Source organism: Streptomyces sp. NPDC107654 (genome assembly GCF_055639035.1).
In genome coordinates, this window is record NZ_JBVKBI010000014.1 from 157114 (window position 1) to 174874 (window position 17761).

Consider the following 17761-nt stretch of genomic DNA (forward strand, 5'->3'; position numbering starts at 1 on the left):
GCGCGCTCGTGGCCTGGCCGACGCGCTCGGCCCGGGCCGGCGCGGTGGTGGTCGGGGCGTCGGGCTCGTGCCGGGCCGGCCCTGCCGTGGTGGGGAGGGCGGGGTCACGGTCGGGCCGGCGCGCTCGTGGCCGGGCCGGCGCTCCCCCGACTTGGCCCCGTCGGTCCAGCCCGGTGGTGTCGGTCCCGCCCGAGGGCCGGAATGTGGTTGCGGGGTGCGGTCGACGTTGTGTTGCATGGCGGCATGGTGTTGTCCCCGGACCGGCTGGCGGCCTTCTCCGCCCTGTCCTTCCTGCTCATCGTGGTGCCCGGCCCCAGCGTGCTGTTCGTGGTCGGGCGGGCCCTGGCGCACGGTCGCCGGGCCGCGCTGACCACCGTCGTCGGCAACACGCTCGGCGCGTACGTACTCGTCGTCGCCGTGGCGCTCGGCATCGGCTCGGTCGTCGAGCGCTCGGTCCTCGTCTTCACCGCCCTGAAGCTCGCGGGCGCCGCGTACCTGGTGTACCTGGGTGTCAAGGCGTGGCGGCAGCGCGGCTCGCTGCGGGCGGCGGTCGCGGAGTCCGGCCCGGCCCGCGGCGGCCTGCGCACGCTGGGGGAGGGGTTCGCGGTCGGCGTGGCCAACCCCAAGACGATGGTGTTCTTCGCCGCCGTACTGCCGCAGTTCGTGGACCGGGAGCACGGAAGCGTCCCGGCCCAGATGCTGCTGCTCGGCGTCGTCTTCAACGTCATCGCGGTGGTCTCCGACGGCGTCTGGGGCCTCGCCGCCTCCGCCGCCCGCGACTGGTTCGCCCGCTCGCCCCGACGCCTGTCCGCGGTCGGCGGCACGGGCGGTCTGACGATGATCGGACTGGGTGTCACGGTCGCGCTGACGGGCCGCAAGGACTGACGACCCGCGCGCGGGACCGGACGGGTGGCCGGGGGCTTCTCACCCCTGCCTCAGCAGTCGGTTCACCGTGCGGCCGAACAGACGGAGCGACGCGGCCTTCAGGACGCCGTCGAAGGCGGCGGGCAGCAGCCGGACGCGCAGGTGCTCGCGCCACCGGACGCGGGTGCGGCCGCCGGCGCCCGCGCGGACCTCGATCTCCGCCCAGCCCAGGACCACCCGGCCGCGTTTCTCCAGCCGGCACAGGCCGCCCTCGCCGGCGGTCGGCGGACGCCAGACCGTCACCTCCATGACGTCGTCGAAGGCGAGCGGGCCGAGACCCGTGCGGGCCACGAAGCGGGTGCCCTCGCGGGTCGGGGCGGGCGTGAGCACGCTGATCCGGGTCAGCGGGACCGCGCCGGCGTGGCGGGGCCAGTCCGTGAGCCGGTGCCACGCCACGTCGAGCGGGAGCGGGGTCGTACGTTCGAAGGAGAAGGTGGGCACGGCACGATCGTAGGCACGTCCGGCATTCGCTCACCGCCCGGCTGAAGGCGCGTACCGGCGGCGGGGACGCCGTGGCTACGGCCGGTACACCTTCCCGGGCTCCGCCTTTCCGGGTGCCAGGAGCTGCGGGACCGTCACGAACACGTAGCCGCGCGCCTTCAGCGCGTCGATGATGCCGGGCACGGCCGGCACGGTCCCCGGATAGATGTCGTGCAGCAGGATGATCCCGTCCCGGGACGACTGGTCGAGGACGCGCTTGGTGATGAGCGCCGAGTCGTTGGTCGTGTAGTCCTTGGCGGTGACGCTCCACAGCACCTCCGCCAGCCCCAGCTCCTTGCAGATCTCGTGCACGTCGGCGTCCGTACGGCCCTGCGGCGGGCGCATCAGCGTCGGCTTGCGGCCGGTGATCCGTTCGATCGCGTCGTTGGGCCGCTTCAGCTCCTCGCGTATCTGCGCGTCGGATATGCGGGTGAGGATCCTGTGGTCCCAGGTGTGGCTCGCGACCTCGTGGCCCTCCGCCGCCATCCGCTCGACCAGCTTCGGGTACTTCTCGATGTGCCGCTTGCCGAGCAGGAAGAAGGTGGCCGGGACCTTCTTCTCCTTCAGGATGTCGAGCAGCCGAGCCGAGTTCTCGCTGGGCCCCGCGTCGAAGGTGAGCGCGATGCACTTGGCCTCGCGGCAGTCGACGGTGCCGAACCGGGCCGGCGCCCCGTGCGCCCCCTTCGCCGCCTCGGCGCGGGCGGTGCTCGGTGCCGTCGTGTCGACCTCGGCGCAGCCGGTCAGCGTGAACGCCAGGCAGGCCGCGGCGGACGCGAGCGCCCAGCCACGCAACCGGCGGCCCGTTGCGCGCATCTTCCTGTTCGCCCCGCCCTGGCGGCGGGGGCGGGGCGCGTCGGTCGGCGTCGAGATCGTGTCGGTCGAAAGAGGCATGCCCGGACTATACACCGTGTGTATAGCTAACTTGTTCGATTTCCGTCTCGCTTGCGGACCCTCTTTTCCGGCCTCACACGGCGACCTCGTGCACATCAGTAGTACCGGGCGGGTACGCGGAGTAACCTCGGGACCATGACGCGCACGGGGGAGCGAGTCGTGGCATCACGCTTACGGACACCGTCCTGGATCGCCCGCATCGAGACACCGGACGGGCGCGTCCTCGGCGCGGGCGTACTGCTCGCCCCCGAACGGGTCCTGACCGCCGGCCATGTCGTCGGCCCCGGCCACCGCTACACCGTCCGCCTGATCGGCGTCCCCGGACTGGACGCCGTGACCGCCTCCGTGCGCCCCGACGAACACGTGCCCCAGCGCGAGGACACCTTCGGCGACCGCAGCGGCGACCTCGCCCTGCTGCGCCTGTCCGCACCGCTGCCCGCCGAACACACCACCCGGCTCTACCGGCTCGCCGCCCCGCACGGACCCGTCAGCATGTACGGCTTCCCGGACGGCGACGACGGAGGGCGCTGGCACGGCGCCACCCTGGTCGCCGCCCGCGGCCGGGACAGCCAGGTGCAGCTGCGCCCGCTCACCCCCGGCGAACTCGCCGCCCCCGGCTTCAGCGGCGGCGGCGTCGTCGACCACACCACCGACCAGGTCATCGGCATCGTCCTCAGCGTGGACGACGGACCGGGCTCCGTGTTCAGCTACATGAGCCCCACCGAGACGATCCTCAGACATCTGCCGCAGGTCGCCGAGTGGACCGACGGCGCCGAGGCCGTCGACCCGCGGCTGCGCACCGGCGTCGCCGCCGCCGGCCGGCTCGACGTACGGTTCGCCACCGAACTCGCCTGCTGGTTCCGCGGCGAGGGCTGCCCGGTGCTCGTCACCGTCGTCCCCGCCCGCGGCGACCGCGCCTGGACCCTGCAACGCGCCGTCACCCTGGCCGACCGCGAACTGCGCACCCACCGCAACACCAGTGCCGTCAGCCACGACCCGCCCGAGACCGTGCCGCCGGCCGGCGCCCACGACCTCGCCCTGGACGTGGGCGGGATGACGGCCGCGGAGGTCATGGACAGGATCGCCGAACGCCTCGGCATCCGCGACGACCCCCGGCCCGAACGCCTCGGCTCCCTGCGCGTCCCGCTCGCCGCCGTCCTGGTCGCCGTCGACGAGGCCGCCGACCCCGACGCCCTGCTCGTCCTGCTGGACCGGCTCGCCCGGCACGGCGCCCGGCTGCTGCTGGCGTTCCGCCGCCCGGGCGAGCGCGTCACCCGGGCCGCCGAGACCCTCGTACACCGCCCGCTGCGCGACCGCTGGGCCCGTCTGGAGATCGAACTCCAGCGGATCACCGACGAGTTGGGGCCGGCCCTCGACCTCAGCCGGAGCCGTGTGCTGCCCGCGCCCGGCACCCTGCCGTTGCTCGACCGGGCCGAGGCCGGGGTGCGGCGCAGCCGGATGCTGCGCACCTGGATCACCCGCGGCCCCGAGCAGGAACGCGACCCCGGCGGCGCGGACCTGCTGCTCGCCTTCGAGCTCGCCGCCGACCGCCGCCGGCGGCGCCTGGAGGAGGCGATCGGCCTGCTCGACGTCCGGCTGCGCCGCCGCGACGAACTCCTCGGCCGCGTCGGCGCGGAGTGGCCGCTGTGCCGGCAGCGGGCCGCCGCGCACGGAGACCGCGTCATGGCCGCCTACCGGCTCTACGAGCACGCCGTGTCGGTCCTGCGGCAGACCCCCTGCGACATCGAGTGCGCCGAGGCCGCCGTCGAACGCTTCGTCGCCTTCTGCTCCACCACCCCACCCGAAGAGGAGGACGCCTCGTGACGTCGCGCGCGCGGCCCGGGGATCCCCTCGCCACCCGGCCCGGCAAGGAGCGTGTCCCATGACCTCGTGCGTCCGGCCCGGCTGCGCGGGCCACATCATGGCCACCCGCTACTGCGACACCTGCGGCCACCGGCACGCCGAGCCGCGTACCGCGCCGCCGGTCCGGCCCACCGCCGGCACGGCCGGTACCGCGGAGGAGACCACCGGCCCGGCCGCCGTGCACGCCGTCGCCGGACTCGGCGAACTCGACCAGCACGGACTGGTCGTGCTGCCCGAGATCGCCGAACCCGGCAAGGTGCTCGTCGACAACCCCCGCCCGCCCACCGGGGGCCGCCGCTGCAACGCGAACGGCTGCACCGTGACCATCGGCGTCGGCTACGGCGGCCAGTCCGGCCTGCCGACCGGCCGCTGCCCCCGCTGCGGCACGCGCTACGACCTGCGGCCCCAACTGGAGAAGGACGACGTCGTCGACCGCCACTACAAAGTGCTCGGCTGTCTCGCCCACGGCGGCCTCGGCTGGGTCTACCTCGCCGAGGACACCCGCGCCGACGGCTACCGGGTCGTCCTCAAGGGCCAGATGAACGTGCACGACGCCCTCGCCCGCCGCTCCGCCGTCGAGGAGCGCCGCTCCCTCACCCACCTGCACCACCCCGACATCGTCCGCATCGTCACCTACGCCGAACACCCGGCCCTCGACGGCTCGCTCACCGGGTACCTGGTCATGGACTACATCGGCGGGCGCTCGCTCCAGCAGCTCTTCGACGACGACGAGGCCGAACGGATCTTCCACGGCCGCCCCCGTCTCGACCACGTCCTCACCTACGGCTGCAAGATCCTCGGCGCGCTGGAGTACATGCACGAACGGGGCCTGCTCTACTGCGACATGAAGCCGGCCAACGTCGTCCACTTCGGCCGGGCGATCAAGGTCGTCGACCTCGGCGCCGCCCGCGCCATCGGCGACCGCGCCTCCGCCTACGTCTACACGGAGGGCTTCGCCCCGCCCAAGGAGGAGATCGACCGGCGCGGCTGGCACGTCGACAGCGACCTCTACACCGTCGGCATGACCCTCCAGGCCCTGGCCCGCGACACCGAGCCCGCCCGCGGCCTCGCGCCCGACTCCTTCCGCCGCCTCGTCGACCGCGCCACCCACAGGGCACCCGGCGCCCGGTTCCGCTCCGCGGCCGAGATGTCCCGCCAACTGTGGGAGGTGCTCCGCGAGTTCCGCTCCCTCCAGTTCGGCGAGCAGCTGCCGGAGAGCTCCACCCGGTTCCGCGCCTCCGGTGCCAGCCTCGACGCCGGGCTCGGCGCCATCCCCGCCCTGGACCACTGGACCGGCCGACCCGGCGAGCGGCCCGCCGCACTGGACGTCTCGCCCCCCGTCGCCGCCGAGGCGGCCGGCGCCCTGCCCGAGCCGGTGCCCGACCCGGAGGACGGCGCCGCCCTGCTGCTGGACACCCTCCCGCCCGACGCCCCCGACCGCGTCGCCCGGCAGTGGCCCCGCGAATCCCGCCTCGGCACCCCCGAGACCGCGCTCTGGCTGTGCCGCGCCTACCTCAGGAAGGGGGAACAGCAGGCGGCGGAGAACTGGCTCGCCGAGGCCGAGACCCAGCTCGGCGAACGCGCCGCCCACGACTGGCGCATCGCCTGGCACCACGGCGTCCTGCACCTCAGCAAGGGCGAGGTGGACCTGGCCGGCGCCCGCTTCGACGCCGTCTACCGGGCACTGCCCGGCGAGTACGTGCCCAAGCTCGCCCTCGGCTACTGCGCCGAGCACGCCCGCACCGGCCGTCCCGGAGCCGGGCGCCCGGGCCGGGCCATGCGCTACTACGAGGCCGTCTGGAAACGGGACTCCGCGCACACCGCCGCCGCGTTCGGCCTGGCCCGCGGCCATCTGGCCGACGGTGACCGGGACGCCGCCGTGCGCGTCCTCGACGAGGTCCCCGCGACCTCCCGGCACCACGACGCCGCCCGCATCGCCGCCGTACGCGTCCGCGCCGGCATTCTGCACGGCGACCCGCCCACCCCGGCCGGCTTCCGGGACGCCGCCCGGCGGCTGCCCGACCTGCGCCTGGACGGCGGGGCGGCGAGCGGCGAGTCCCGGGCCCGGCTGATCGCCGAGGTCCGCGAGAACGCCCTGTACAGCCGGCCCGCCCAGGGCTGGGAACCCGGCCTCCCGCCCGGGGACCTCTTCGGCCCCGGGGACGAGGACGGCCTGCGCACCCGGCTGGAGCAGTCCTTCCGGCAGCTGGCCGCCCAGGCCCGCACCGCGGGGGAACACGGCCGGCTCCTCGACCTGGCCCACGCGGTCCGGCCGATGACCACCTTCTAGACCTGCCCGACCACCCTCGGGAACTTCCCGACCACCGCCTGACCACCCAGGGGAGAGGCGCCGATGACCACGACCGAGGAGTCCGAGGTGACGCTCCTGGTCAGCCAGGAGAAGGAGCTGTCCGTCGCCCCCCTCCCGGGCGGGCACCCCCGGGACCGGGAGATGCACGCCATCCTGGAGATCGGGGTCAGGGGCGGGGACCGACCGGCACACGCCGGCGCGCCCGTGCCCGGCACCGGTCCCGCGCTCGCCGAGGTGCTGATCGTCGACACGTCCCGCTCCATGCTGCACCCCACCGCCAAGCTGCACGCCGCCAAGGACGCCACCGCCGCAGCGGTCCGGATGCTGCCCGACGGCACCGCGTTCGCCGTGCTCGCCGGACAGTTCCACGCCACCCTGGTCCACCCCGGCCCCGGCAGCGAGGTGCTCGCCGTCGCCGGCCCCGCCGAACGCGAGGCCGCCGAACGCGCCGTACGCATCCTGGACGCGGACGGCGGCACCGCCATCGGCACCTGGCTCGACCTCGCCCGGCGGCTGCTCAAGGACCACCCCGCCCCGGTCAAGCACGTCCTGCTGCTCACCGACGGGCGCAACGAACACGACCACCGGGCCGCCATGGCCCTGGACACCGCCCTCGACGCCTGCGAGGGCCGGTTCGTCTGCGACGCCTGGGGCATCGGCGACGACTGGGACGCCGAACTGCTGCTGCGCATCACCCGGCGGCTGCACGGCCGCGCCCGCGCCGTCCGCGCCGAGTCCGAACTGACCGCCGCCTACGAGGAGGTGATGGCGGGACTGCTCGGCACGGCGGTGCCCGAACTGCGGATCCGGATCACCCCCAACCCCGGCACGGTGATCCGCCAGGTGAAACAGGTGGTGCCGAGCGAACAGGAACTGCCGCCCGTCCCGGCCGGCTCCGGCGGGCGCGGCGTGGAGTACGTCACCCGCGCCTGGGGCGACGAGGTGCGGCACTACCAGGTCGTCCTGACCACCGACCCGACCGGCCGGGAGACCGACGAGGACCTCCAGCTGGCCGCCGTGGAGGTCGTCGTACCCGACTTCGTCCGGCCGGTACGGCTGCCCGATCCGAGGCCCGTCGAGGTGCGCTGGACCGACAACCCGCGCGACGCCTCCTCCGTGCTGCATCCCGGGGTCCGCCGGCACGAGCTGTACCAGCAGGCGAGCGCCGCCGTCGTCGGCGCCTACCGGGCCTGGCTGCGCGGGGCCGACGGCCGGGACGCGGCGGACCGCGCACTGGCCCGGGCCCTCGCGCTGGCCGGCGACCTGGGCGACACCCAACTGCTCGGCGCCCTCCGGCTGATCGAGGCGGCACCGGGCACCGGCCGGGTCCGGACCGGCCTGAAGGACGTCGACTGGCAGCACCTGATCCTCTCCAGCGCCCTCACCACCCCGCCGGAACCCGACACGGCCACACCGTCGGGGGCTTCGCCGTCGCCGGCTCCACCGCGGCCGGCGGATCCGGCCGCGGCCCGCGCCGCCGCACGGCCCGGCGCCGGCCCGCCCCCCGACCCCGCCGCCCCGCCCGATCCCGCCCTCCCCGTCCGCCCCGACGGGCTCGTGGAGTGCCCGGTCTGCCAGTGGCTCGGCCCCGCCGAATCCGTCTACTGCGGCGGCCAGTGCGGCCGGCCGCTGAGGGGGTCGCCCGCATGAGCACCGGCAGGGGGACGCCCCCTGGAGCGGAGCACCGTTCGGTCGCCGGGCCGCCCACGCCCCCGTCCTCGCCCCCGCCCTCCTCCGCCTCCGTGCCGCTTCCGCGGAAGGGCCCCGCCGATCGCCGCGTCTCCCGGGCGTCCCGCCTGCCCGCCCGCCTCCTCGCCCGGCTCCCCGGCGCCCGGCGGCGCCCGCCGGACGGGGGCAGCACGACCGCCCGCGGTCTCGCGGTCCGCCACCGACTGCTGCTGACGCTGTCGGCACTGCTCACGCTGTCCCTGTTCGGTTCGTACCAGGGCGTGCACGGCGACGCGAACCCGCTGCGCACCTCCAGCGCCCCGGCCGTGCTGTCCCTCGACACCGCCCTGTACGCACTCGACCAGGCCCAGCGGGACGCCGGCGCGCCGGCCCCGACCAGCGACTTCCAGAAGCAGATCTCGGTCGCCGCGCAGAGTCTGGCGGCCGCCGCCGCGGACGACGACGTCGGCGGACCGGCGGGCCGCCAGGCCCTGCAGACCGTCGCCGGACTCATCACCGTCTACGCCGTCAAGGTCCAGCAATCCCAACTCCAGCCCGACGGCAGCGTGTTGCGTGAGGCGTATCTCAGCTACGCCACCAGCATCCTGACGGAGAAGCGCTCGGGGATACAGGACCGGCTGAAGCTCCTGCAACGGCAGCAGCGTGCCGCCGTGCACCGGCAGACCTCGTTCGGCCCGCTGCTGTGGCTCGGCTGGAGCGTCACCCTGCTGCTGACCCTGGCCCTCGGTGCCGCCCTGCTGGAGACCCAGCTCTTCCTGCGGCACCGGTTCCGCCGCCGCTACAACCGTCAACTCCTCGCGGCACTGGCCCTGTCGGCGGCCGGAGTCGTCACCGCGGTGCTCTTCACCGTGTGGACCCAGGCGGGCATGACGGACACCCGGCACCTGCTCGACCGCCCGCTGCCCGGGCCGCACATCCCCGACGCGGGGCGGCACACCGCCTCGTACCTCGCGCACACCGGCTTCCGCGCCGCGGTGGCGGTGTGGATCCTGACAGGAGGCGTCCTGCTGATGGCACTGGCCGAGACGGGCCTGCGGCGGCACATCGACGACTACCGGTTCAGGCCCCGGTGAGCGCGCACCCCGGCGGCCCCGCGACGGCCGCCCCCGGCATCCGGCGCCGCCCCTCGCGCCGCCTGGTCCGCACGGTCACGGTGGTGGCGAGCTGCCTGGCCCTCCTCACCGCGGCCGCGGTGGTGGGGGCGCGCGTCCTCGGAACGGAGCCGACCGTCACCCTGCTGGCCAACTGGACCGGCGACGACGAGACGAACTTCCGGAGGGCGGTCATCGAGCCGTTCGAGCGGAAGTACCGCATCCACGTCGACTACCAGGGCAGCAACGCCGAGAGCCAGGTGCTCGGCGCCGACGTCGAGGCCGGCACCCCGCCCGACGTGGTGGTGCTCACCGGCCCCGGCGAACTCGCCGACTACGCGCGGCAGAAACAGCTGCTGCCACTCGAAGACCTCGTGGACACCGGCGCCTTCGGCCGGTCCTGGGCCACGCCGCTGACGGGCGGGCACGTGTACTGGTTCCCGCTCAAGGCCGACCTGAAGAGCATCGTCTGGTATCCGGGCGACGTCGGTGAGCGACAGCGCCGCCAGGCGGCGCACGAACCGGCCCAGTGGTGCGTCGGCATGGGCTCTGGCGCCACCAGCGGCTGGCCCGGCACCGACTGGATCGAGGACATCCTGCTCCAGCGGTACGGTCCGAAGGTCTACGAACAGTGGGCGCGCGGCGATCTGTCCTGGCGGTCGAAGCAGGTGAAGGACGCCTGGACCACCTGGGGCGACCTCGTCGACGCCGGCGGCGACCCGGATCTCGTCCGACGGTCACTGAAGACCCCGTTCGGCGACGTGTCGAAGCTGGTCACCACGGAGCCCCGGGGCTGCACCCTGGAGCACCAGGCCTCCTTCATCCGCGGCCGGCACGCCTGGCGGCTGGCCCACGGCCGTTGGTCCCCCTCCGCCCCGCTGCTCGTCGGGACCCCCGCCAACCGCGCCTGGGAGGTATCCGGCGACCTGGTCGCCCTGCTGCACACCACCCCGGAGGCCAGGACACTGATCCGCCACCTGGCCTCCGCCGACGCCCAACGCGCCTGGGCGGCCAGGGAGTCGGGGTTCTCCGTGCACACCGACGTCGAGCCCGGTCCCGGTGACCCCGACTCCGACTGGCGCCTCCCGCTGGCCCGCGCCCTCCGCGACCCGGGGGAGGCGCACTGCTTCGACGCCTCCGACGCGATGCCGCCCGCGGTGCGCGACGCGTTCGCCGAGGCGACCATCGAGTTCCTCGCCCACCGCGACCACCTGGACGCCCTGCTGCGCTCCCTGGAAACCCTCAGCAACACCGGCGGCCTGACCTGGCTGCCGTCGGTCTGCGACCACCCGCCGGACTGACCGACCGGGTCAGCCCCGTCCCCAGGGCAGCGTGAGCATCCGCCCCTGCGCCCGGCCCGCCTCGGCGGCCGGACCGCGGGTGGCGGGGTCCAGCGGGTTGCCGCCGACCGCCGCGGCCGACGCCTCGTCGGGTCCGACCACCACGACCTCGGCCCCCCGCTCCCGCAGCTCCGCCACGGCACGCTCCAGCGGCTGCTCACTGGGGAACGGCTCGGTGACGCCCAGCGGCACCAGCACCAGCACCCGCTCGGCGCCGGCGGCGAGGTCGGCGTTGGCGACGGACCGCACCCCGCCGTCCACGTACCGGCGCCCGCCGATCGTCACCGGCGGCCACACCCCCGGCACCGCACAGCTCGCCGCGACGGCGTCCACCAGGGACACGCCCGAGGTCCGGTCGAACACCCGCGGCTCACCGCTGTCCGCGTCCACCGCCACGACCTTCAGTGCCCGCTCGGGCCACTCGTGGACCGGCAGCCGCGACTCGATCACCGCGCGCCGCTCCGCCTCGGGGACCGTCCGCGCCGCGAGCGCCATCCGCCCGACCGCGCGCCGCAACTCCGCCACCGTGGCGGCCGGACCGGCGGCGGCACCGAGCTCCGCGGCGAACTTCTCCAGATCCATCTCGGCCACGATCTCGACGGCCTGCGCCGCGGGATCCACCTGCCGCGCGTACAGCTCCTCCAGGTCCAGCCCGCTGCCCAACTGGGCCGCGACGGTGGACCCCGCGGAGGTCCCGACGAGCAGACCGGCCCCCGTCACGTCCCGCCCGGCATCGGCGAGCCCCGCCAACACCCCGGTGAGCCAGGCGATCCCGCCCACTCCGCCACCACCGAGCACCAACGCCTCGCCCACGCCCGCTCCTTCCACCGACCGGTGTCCTCCTGGGACGTTAGCGTGCGGTCATGACCAGAGGCAGCGGGAAGCAGAAGAGCGGCCGGAGCGGTGCGGACGGTGCCCCGGTGATGGACGGACGCGCCCTCAACCGCGCCACCCTCGCCCGGCAGCTCCTGCTGGGCCGTTCCCCGCGGGCGGTGCCGGACGCGGTGCGTCATCTCCTCGGCCTCCAGGCGCAGAACACCAGCCCCCCGTACTACGCCCTCGCCGCCCGGCTGGACGGATTCACGCCGGAGCGGCTGTCCGCGCTCATGGCCGGCCGGGAGGTGGCCCGGATCGTCACCCTGCGGTCCACGATCCACACCCACACCGCCGACGACTGCCTCGCGCTGCCGCCATTCGTCCAGCCGGCCCGCGACCGGGAGCTGCGGAACTTCCGCGCGGGGCTGGCCGGTGTCTACCTGGACCGGCTCGCGGCCGTCGCGCGCGACCTGGTGGAGGCCGGACCGCGGACCATGGCCCAACTGCGCGAGGCGCTCGGCGCCGCGTGGCCGGACGCCGACCCGCGGGCCCTCGCCGTCGCCGCCCGCTGCCGGCTCCCGCTCGTCCAGGTCACCCCGCGCGGGCTGTGGGAGGAGAGCGGCCAGGTCGCCCTCACCACCGTCGAGCACTGGCTGGGCCGGCCCGCCGAACCCGCCCCCGCGCCGGATGCCATGGTCCCGCGCTACCTCGCCGCGTTCGGCCCCGCCTCCGTGCGGGACATGCAGACCTGGTCCGGGCTCACCCGCCTCAAGCCGGCCTTCGAACGCCTGCGCCCCGGGCTGCTGACCTTCCGTGACCCGAACGGAGTCGAACTCTTCGACCTCCCCGACGCCCCGCGCCCCGACCCGGCCACCCCCGCACCGCCCCGCTTCCTGCCCGAGTTCGACAACCTCCTGCTCTCCCACGCCGACCGCACCCGGGTCGTACCGCCCGCCCACCGCGGCCGTCACTGGCGGGGCAACCAGGCCTACCGCACCCTGCTCGTGGACGGCTTCCTGGCCGGACTGTGGAAGCTCGACGGCGACGCCCTCGTCATCGAGACCTTCGAGCGGCTGACCGGGGCCCGGCGGGAGGAGGTCACCGCGGAAGGGCAGCGCATGCTCGCGGTGATGCATCCGGGTACCGCGTACGACATCCGGTTCGGGGAGGTCGTACGGTCGTGAGCGCACCGCGACGCGGGGGCGTCGTACGGCGCGGCCCCGGTGGCGCGGACGTGTGCGGACGGGAACGCTCCGGCAAGGCCGTGCCGTTCCCCTGGGTCCGTCCTGTCAGCGACCCAGGGAGCATCGTGCCCCAGACGACGCCCGTACCCCGGTGCGGACCGCGTGACCGGACCACACCCGGCCGTGGGAATCGGCCAGGGGAACGGGCTGTGGGAGGGGGCATTGGATAGGGGGCGGTTGCGGGCCGCTCGTGGTGGCTCGCAACCGCCCCCTGGCGGTTACCCGAGGGATGCTCGGGAAGTCTTCCGGGTCACGAGGTGACCTGCTCGGTCACCAGGTCCGAGAAGGTGGTCAACCGGGTGTAGACACCCGGGTAACCGGCCTCCGCGCACCCCTCGCCCCAGGAAGTGATCCCTGCCAGGACGCCCCCGATGAGCAGGGGACCGCCGCTGTCGCCCTGGCAGGTGTCTACGCCGCCGGAGGTGTATCCGGCGCACACCATGTCGGACTGGACGAAGTCCGACCCGTAGGAGGAACGGCAGCTGGAGTCGGACACGATCGGTACGGTCGCGGTCCGCAGCTGGTTGGAGGAGCTGCCGTTCTCCGAGGTGGTTCCCCAGCCGAGGATGCGGGCCGTGGTGCCGGCCGCGTACACGCTCGTCTGGGAGGAGGTGACGTACTTCGCCGCGGTGTACGGCATCGACGTCGAGAGGGTCAGTACGGCCACGTCGTCGCCGTTGGTGGCGTCCGTGTACGTCGGGTTGACCCAGATCCTGCCGACCCGGCTCACCGTGCCGTTGGTGCCGTTCAGATACGTCCGGCCGCCCACCACCCGGACGCTGCCGGTGGTCTCGCCGACCATGCAGTGCGCGGCCGTCACCACCTTGGTGGCGGACACCAGGGTGCCGCCGCAGAACTGGTTCCCGGACGCGTCCGTGATCTGCATCATGAACGGGTACGCGGTCGTCGTGGTGGTCGTACCGCCGACGACGGGCTGGGGTGCGGCGCTCGCAGTGGGGGAGGCGAGCAGCGCGGTCGCCGCCGCGGCGGCGGTGGCCACCAGGGTCGCAACGGTCTGTCTTGCACGTGTGAGCCCGAACATGAGTCTCCTCAGTGGGGTTGCACCGGTGGGGGGTCGCGCGGGTATGGGGGTCGCGGGACCGACCCCCGTATGCCCGGGCGAGCGGCACGCCCTTTACGCTAGGACCCGGAACCCTCGGCTCCCAATGAGGGAACCCCCTAGGGGGTTGGGTGAGGGAAAACCCTCGGTCCGGTTCAGTTAACAAGAGCGTCCTTCACGGCGCGCGGCGACCTGCCGCCAATCGGACGATGTCGACCCGCGATCGGATCCCCAGCTTGCGGTAGACCCGGGTCAGGGTCGCCTCCACCGTCTTCACGCTGATGAACAGCCGGGCCGCGATCTCCCGGTTGGTGGCGCCCTCCATGACGAGTGCGGCGACCTGACGCTCCATCGCGGCAAGTACGCCCAGGGTGGCCGGCGCGTCGGGCGCGGCCGGTGCCCGCGACGGCTCGGGGGCGGTACGGGATTCCTCCACCTGGCGCAGCCAGGGCACCGCCCGGCAGCGCCGGAACATCCGGGCGGCCTCGTCGTAGGCCGCGGAGGCGGGGCAACCGCCGCGCAGCCCGGCCAGCGCGAACGCCGCCCGCGCCTCCTCCAGGCCGTAGCCGAGCTTGCCGAGCCGGTCCTGAGCGGACGTCAGCTGGGCGAGTGCGGCCTCCAGGTCGCCGTGGGCGGCCCGCACCAGCGCCTCGGACCGGTCCAGCACGGCGAGGACGCTCTCCCGGCCCAGCCGCAGCGCGTGGTCCCGGCTGACGTCGATGACGTCCTGCGCCTCGGCCGGTTCACCGGTCCGGACCAGTGCCTCGGCGAGGTCGCCCTGCCAGCGGCCCCGGGCCGGGTCGGTGATGCCGAGCCCCAGCTCCAGGCTGCGCACCCGGCGCAGCGAGCGCACGGTGCCCGCCGGGTCCCCGGCCACCAGCTGGGCGTACCCCAGCGCGCCCAGCGCCCGGGACAGGTACATCTGGTCGCCGTCCTCCTCGGCGTGGTCCACCGCCTCCCGGGCGAGCACCAGCGCCCGGCCGACATCGCCGCCGGAGGCCTCCGCGAGGGAGGTGAGCATCGCCGAGGCCGTCTCGCCTATCCCCGAGTCCCGGGCCAGCCGCAGGCTGTCGCGGGCCAGGTCGAGGGCGCGCCCGCAGTGCCCGGCGCGCAGTTCGGTCTCGGCGAGGCCGCGCAGGAAGTGCACCTCGCTCTCCACCGAGCCGCGCCGCCGGACCTCGCTCAGCAGCGCGGTGACGGTGGTCCGGGCCTCGGCCAGCTGGTCGCCCATGACCAGCCAGCGGAACCGGGCGCTGCCCGCACCGTTGTGATGCCAGGCCACCCGGGGGTCCTGGGGTTCGCGCAGGGCCCGTTTGATGGTGCGGGGCGCCTCCGGATGACCCATCAGGGTCTCGGTCTGCGCCTGGAAGGCGAGGGCGAGCAGCTCGGTGCGCCGGTCCTGGCCGCGCGCGGCCAGTTCGGCGGCGTGCGCGGCGGCCTCCCGGGCCTCGGTGAAGTCGCCCTCCACGATCAGCGCCCGCCAGGCCAGCTGGTAGTGGACGAGGGAGAGCAGCCGGGGGTCGTCGCCGGCGTCGGCGAGGGCCTGCGGGAAGACGGCGTCGACCTCGGCCATGGTGTGGCCGGCGGTGTCGATGACGACGATCCAGGCCCGTACCCGGTCGGCCGGTACGGTCGCCCGGGCCAGCACCTCCCGGGCGATGTCCCGGGCCAGGTCCACCTCGCCGGCGGTGATGGCGTCCTCGGCGGCCGTCAGCCGGCGCTCCTCCGGGCTCGGGGTGCCGTCGGCGGGGGTGTGCCGGGCGGCGAGCAGGCCCAGCTGGGCGGCGACCGAGGGCGCCCCCCGGTCCCGGGCGAGGGCGGCGGCCCCGGCGAGCCGGGCGGCGACCTCCGGGTCGGTGCCGGTGGTGGCGAGGGCCAGGTGCCGGGCCCGCTCTATCGGGTCGGAGGCGGCGGTGGACAGCGCCGCGTGCGCGGCCCGCCGTTCGTGCGCGGGGGCCTCCGCGTACAGCGCGGCGGAGATCAGCGGGTGGGCGAACCGTACGGCGGGCGCGTCGGGCTCGGGGGCCAGCAGCCCGAGTTCGGCGGCCTGGGCGCACTCGGCCTCGGCGTTCTCCCGGCCGGCCGCGTGCAGCAGCGCGAGGGTGGGGCGGGCGCCGGCGCTGGCCACCAGCAGGGTGCGGCGGGCCTCCACCGACAGCATGTCGAGGCGGCTGAGGACCAGGGCGCGCAGCGAGGTCGGGACGGGCAGCGGCTCGCCGGGCCGGGGCGGGGTGGGGCTGTCGGCGAGGGCGCGGCCCAGCTCCAGCGCGAACAGCGGGTTGCCGCCGCTGGTGCGGTGGATCTCGCGGAGCGTGGAGCGGGACAGGCCGCCGTGGCCGCGGTGGTCGAGCAGCTGGGCGACCTGGGTGCGGGTGAGCGGGCCCAGCCGGACCGCGAGGGTGCCCGGCGGGCAGGCGCGCAGCTGACGGTCGTACTCCTGGCTCTCCTGTCCCTCCGTGCGGACCGCGCACAGCAGTTGCACCGGGGTGCCCTCCAGGCGGCGGGCGGCGAAACCGAGGAGTTCGGCGCTGGCCGGGTCCAGCCACTGCAGGTCATCGGCGACGACCAGGACCGGGCCGTCGACGGCGAGGGCACGCAGCGCGGAGAGCACCGCGAGGCGCAGGGCGAGGCCGTCGCGCTGGAGGCTGGACTCGCCGCGGCCGGTGAGCGCCGACTCCAGGGCGGTGCGCTGGGCGGCGGGCAGCCGGGGGGAGACCTGGTCGAGGACGAGACCGAGGAGGTCGGCGAGGGCGAGGAACGGAAGGTGGGATTCGGACTCGGTGGCCGAGCAGCGCAGGACCGTGCGCGCGGTGGCGCCGTATTCCTCGGCCAATGCCCGCAGGACCGTGGATTTCCCTATTCCGGCGGGGCCGTGGAGCAGCACGCTGCCGCCCGAGGCGAGTTGCTCGCGAGCGCCGGCGAACAGCTCCTCGCGGCCGATGACCAGGTCGGGGCGGCACCTGGCAGGCTCCTGGAAGTCCCGTCGCACGGTCACCGCTCCCCTCGTGTGTCGTGTCCGGGCCAAATTCTAGGCAACGATCCTTGAAATTCGGACGGAAGCCGTGGTGAGGGAAATAACAAACGGTCAAGCAGAGGGAAATTCAAAGCGACGCCGGATGAATGGGCAGGTTTCCTTACCGCCTTCGCGCTACGGCAGCAGCCCCGCCCTGCGGGCCGCGGTCACCGCCTCCCCTCGTGTGTGCGCGCCCAGCTTCCGCATCGCCGAACGCAGATAACCCTTCACCGTCTCCGGGCGCAGCCCCAGCCGCTCGGCCACCGCCGCGTTGGTGGCCCCCGCCGCCACCCAGGACAACACGTCCAGCTCCCGTGGCGCCAGGGTCACGCCCCCGGCTTGTGGCGGCGCGGTCAGCAGGCCGCACGCGGCCAGCAGTTCGGCCCGCAGCCCCGGGTCGGCGATCCGCGGCGCCAGCGCCCGCAGCGCCGCGTGCGCCTCGCGCACCTGTTCCCACGCTCCCCCCTGCCCGGCGCCGGTCCGCTCCGGCCGGGCCGCGGCCAGCAGCCCCCCGGCCTCGTCCCGCACCACCAGCGCCTGCTCCACGTCCCGCGCCGCCGCCACCGCGGCGCCCAGCGTGCGGTCGCCGAGCGGCTGGGCCGAGCGCAGCGCGCCGTACAGCACCCCGCGCACCCGCCGTCGCACCACCACCGGCACCGCGAGCACCGCGCGGATGCCCTCGGCGGCCACCGGCACGTCGTACTCGTGGCTGATCTGCCGGGAACTGGAGTAGTCGGTCACCGCGCACGGCCGGGCCAGCGCCACCGCCTTGCCGCCGAGCCCGCTGCCGGAGGTCACCGCGAGCGAGCGCAGCGCGACCGTGGTCGTGCCGCTCAGCTCGCTGATCCGGATCTGCGGCCGGCCGGACTCCACCAGGCCGCCGAAGGCGACGGGAAGCCCCGTCGCGCGCCGCAGCCGGGCCAGCGCGCCCCCGATCTCCACCGCCCCCACCGCGTCTGCCGTCACGAAAACGCCCCTTCGGCCGCCCACACCCCCGTTCGGGGGTAGTGAGACCTGCATCACGGATTAGACGATGCCA

At 74.9% G+C, this 17761-nt stretch carries 13 protein-coding genes; 7 read left to right on the forward strand and 6 right to left on the reverse strand.

Annotated elements, in window-relative coordinates:
• Nucleotides 1-246: 246 nt before the first annotated feature.
• The gene (locus ACZ7N4_RS24520) at nucleotides 247-885 is read left to right on the forward strand and encodes a LysE family translocator (RefSeq protein ID WP_471361466.1); all 639 of its coding nucleotides are present in this window, start codon (nucleotides 247-249) and stop codon (nucleotides 883-885) included.
• Nucleotides 886-924: 39 nt separating this feature from the next.
• Here the strand turns inward: ACZ7N4_RS24520 and ACZ7N4_RS24525 are convergent, their stop codons facing one another.
• Nucleotides 925-1365, reverse strand: coding sequence for an SRPBCC family protein (locus ACZ7N4_RS24525; protein ID WP_471361317.1), 441 nt, complete (start codon nucleotides 1363-1365; stop codon nucleotides 925-927).
• Between the two features lie 75 nt (nucleotides 1366-1440).
• The gene (locus ACZ7N4_RS24530; protein WP_471361319.1) at nucleotides 1441-2295 is read right to left on the reverse strand and encodes a polysaccharide deacetylase family protein; all 855 of its coding nucleotides are present in this window, start codon (nucleotides 2293-2295) and stop codon (nucleotides 1441-1443) included.
• Between the two features lie 159 nt (nucleotides 2296-2454).
• On the opposite strand from ACZ7N4_RS24530, the gene ACZ7N4_RS24535 reads away from it, so the two are divergent.
• The 5 genes from ACZ7N4_RS24535 (at nucleotide 2455) to ACZ7N4_RS24555 (ending at nucleotide 10550) form a co-directional block, all read left to right on the forward strand.
• Nucleotides 2455-4119 carry a trypsin-like serine peptidase gene (locus ACZ7N4_RS24535; protein ID WP_471361322.1) on the forward strand — a complete coding sequence of 555 codons (1665 nt, stop codon included), beginning with the start codon at nucleotides 2455-2457 and terminating at the stop codon, nucleotides 4117-4119.
• Nucleotides 4120-4177: 58 nt separating this feature from the next.
• Nucleotides 4178-6448, forward strand: a complete 2271-nt coding sequence (locus tag ACZ7N4_RS24540; protein ID WP_471361324.1) for a serine/threonine protein kinase — start codon at nucleotides 4178-4180, stop codon at nucleotides 6446-6448.
• A gap of 63 nt (nucleotides 6449-6511) precedes the next feature.
• Nucleotides 6512-8119: a VWA domain-containing protein gene (locus ACZ7N4_RS24545; RefSeq protein ID WP_471361327.1), complete on the forward strand. Its 1608-nt coding sequence runs from the start codon at nucleotides 6512-6514 to the stop codon at nucleotides 8117-8119.
• Nucleotides 8116-9231, forward strand: coding sequence for a hypothetical protein (locus tag ACZ7N4_RS24550; protein WP_471361330.1), 1116 nt, complete (start codon nucleotides 8116-8118; stop codon nucleotides 9229-9231). The genes ACZ7N4_RS24545 and ACZ7N4_RS24550 overlap by 4 nt, the downstream gene beginning before the upstream one ends.
• Nucleotides 9228-10550, forward strand: a complete 1323-nt coding sequence (locus tag ACZ7N4_RS24555; RefSeq protein WP_471361333.1) for an extracellular solute-binding protein — start codon at nucleotides 9228-9230, stop codon at nucleotides 10548-10550. Before ACZ7N4_RS24550 ends, ACZ7N4_RS24555 begins: the two co-directional genes overlap by 4 nt.
• 9 nt (nucleotides 10551-10559) lie before the next feature.
• Here ACZ7N4_RS24555 and ACZ7N4_RS24560 read toward each other — a convergent pair whose 3' ends face one another.
• A complete protein-coding gene (locus tag ACZ7N4_RS24560; protein ID WP_471361334.1) occupies nucleotides 10560-11402 on the reverse strand; it encodes a patatin-like phospholipase family protein in 843 nt (280 codons plus the stop codon).
• Between the two features lie 50 nt (nucleotides 11403-11452).
• Here ACZ7N4_RS24560 and ACZ7N4_RS24565 point away from each other — a divergent pair, with 50 nt between their 5' ends.
• Complete coding sequence (locus tag ACZ7N4_RS24565) at nucleotides 11453-12589, forward strand: winged helix DNA-binding domain-containing protein (protein WP_471361337.1); 1137 nt, start codon at nucleotides 11453-11455, stop codon at nucleotides 12587-12589.
• A 310-nt stretch (nucleotides 12590-12899) separates the two neighbouring features.
• Here ACZ7N4_RS24565 and ACZ7N4_RS24570 read toward each other — a convergent pair whose 3' ends face one another.
• The 3 genes from ACZ7N4_RS24570 to ACZ7N4_RS24580 form a co-directional block, all read right to left on the reverse strand.
• Nucleotides 12900-13691 carry a S1 family peptidase gene (locus ACZ7N4_RS24570; protein WP_471361338.1) on the reverse strand — a complete coding sequence of 264 codons (792 nt, stop codon included), beginning with the start codon at nucleotides 13689-13691 and terminating at the stop codon, nucleotides 12900-12902.
• A 193-nt stretch (nucleotides 13692-13884) separates the two neighbouring features.
• A complete protein-coding gene (locus ACZ7N4_RS24575) occupies nucleotides 13885-16704 on the reverse strand; it encodes an ATP-binding protein (protein WP_471361341.1) in 2820 nt (939 codons plus the stop codon).
• Nucleotides 16705-16857: 153 nt separating this feature from the next.
• Nucleotides 16858-17688, reverse strand: a complete 831-nt coding sequence (locus tag ACZ7N4_RS24580) for a helix-turn-helix transcriptional regulator (protein ID WP_471361344.1) — start codon at nucleotides 17686-17688, stop codon at nucleotides 16858-16860.
• Between the last annotated feature and the right edge of the window lie 73 nt (nucleotides 17689-17761).

Coding starts and splice junctions, on each gene's coding strand:
- ACZ7N4_RS24565 (WP_471361337.1), top strand. CDS start 11,453: ATGACCAGAGGCAGCGGGAAGCAGAAGAGCGGCCGGAGCGGTGCGGAC.
- ACZ7N4_RS24530 (WP_471361319.1), bottom strand. CDS start 2,295: ATGCCTCTTTCGACCGACACGATCTCGACGCCGACCGACGCGCCCCGC.
- ACZ7N4_RS24540 (WP_471361324.1), top strand. CDS start 4,178: ATGACCTCGTGCGTCCGGCCCGGCTGCGCGGGCCACATCATGGCCACC.
- ACZ7N4_RS24545 (WP_471361327.1), top strand. CDS start 6,512: ATGACCACGACCGAGGAGTCCGAGGTGACGCTCCTGGTCAGCCAGGAG.
- ACZ7N4_RS24570 (WP_471361338.1), bottom strand. CDS start 13,691: ATGTTCGGGCTCACACGTGCAAGACAGACCGTTGCGACCCTGGTGGCC.
- ACZ7N4_RS24550 (WP_471361330.1), top strand. CDS start 8,116: ATGAGCACCGGCAGGGGGACGCCCCCTGGAGCGGAGCACCGTTCGGTC.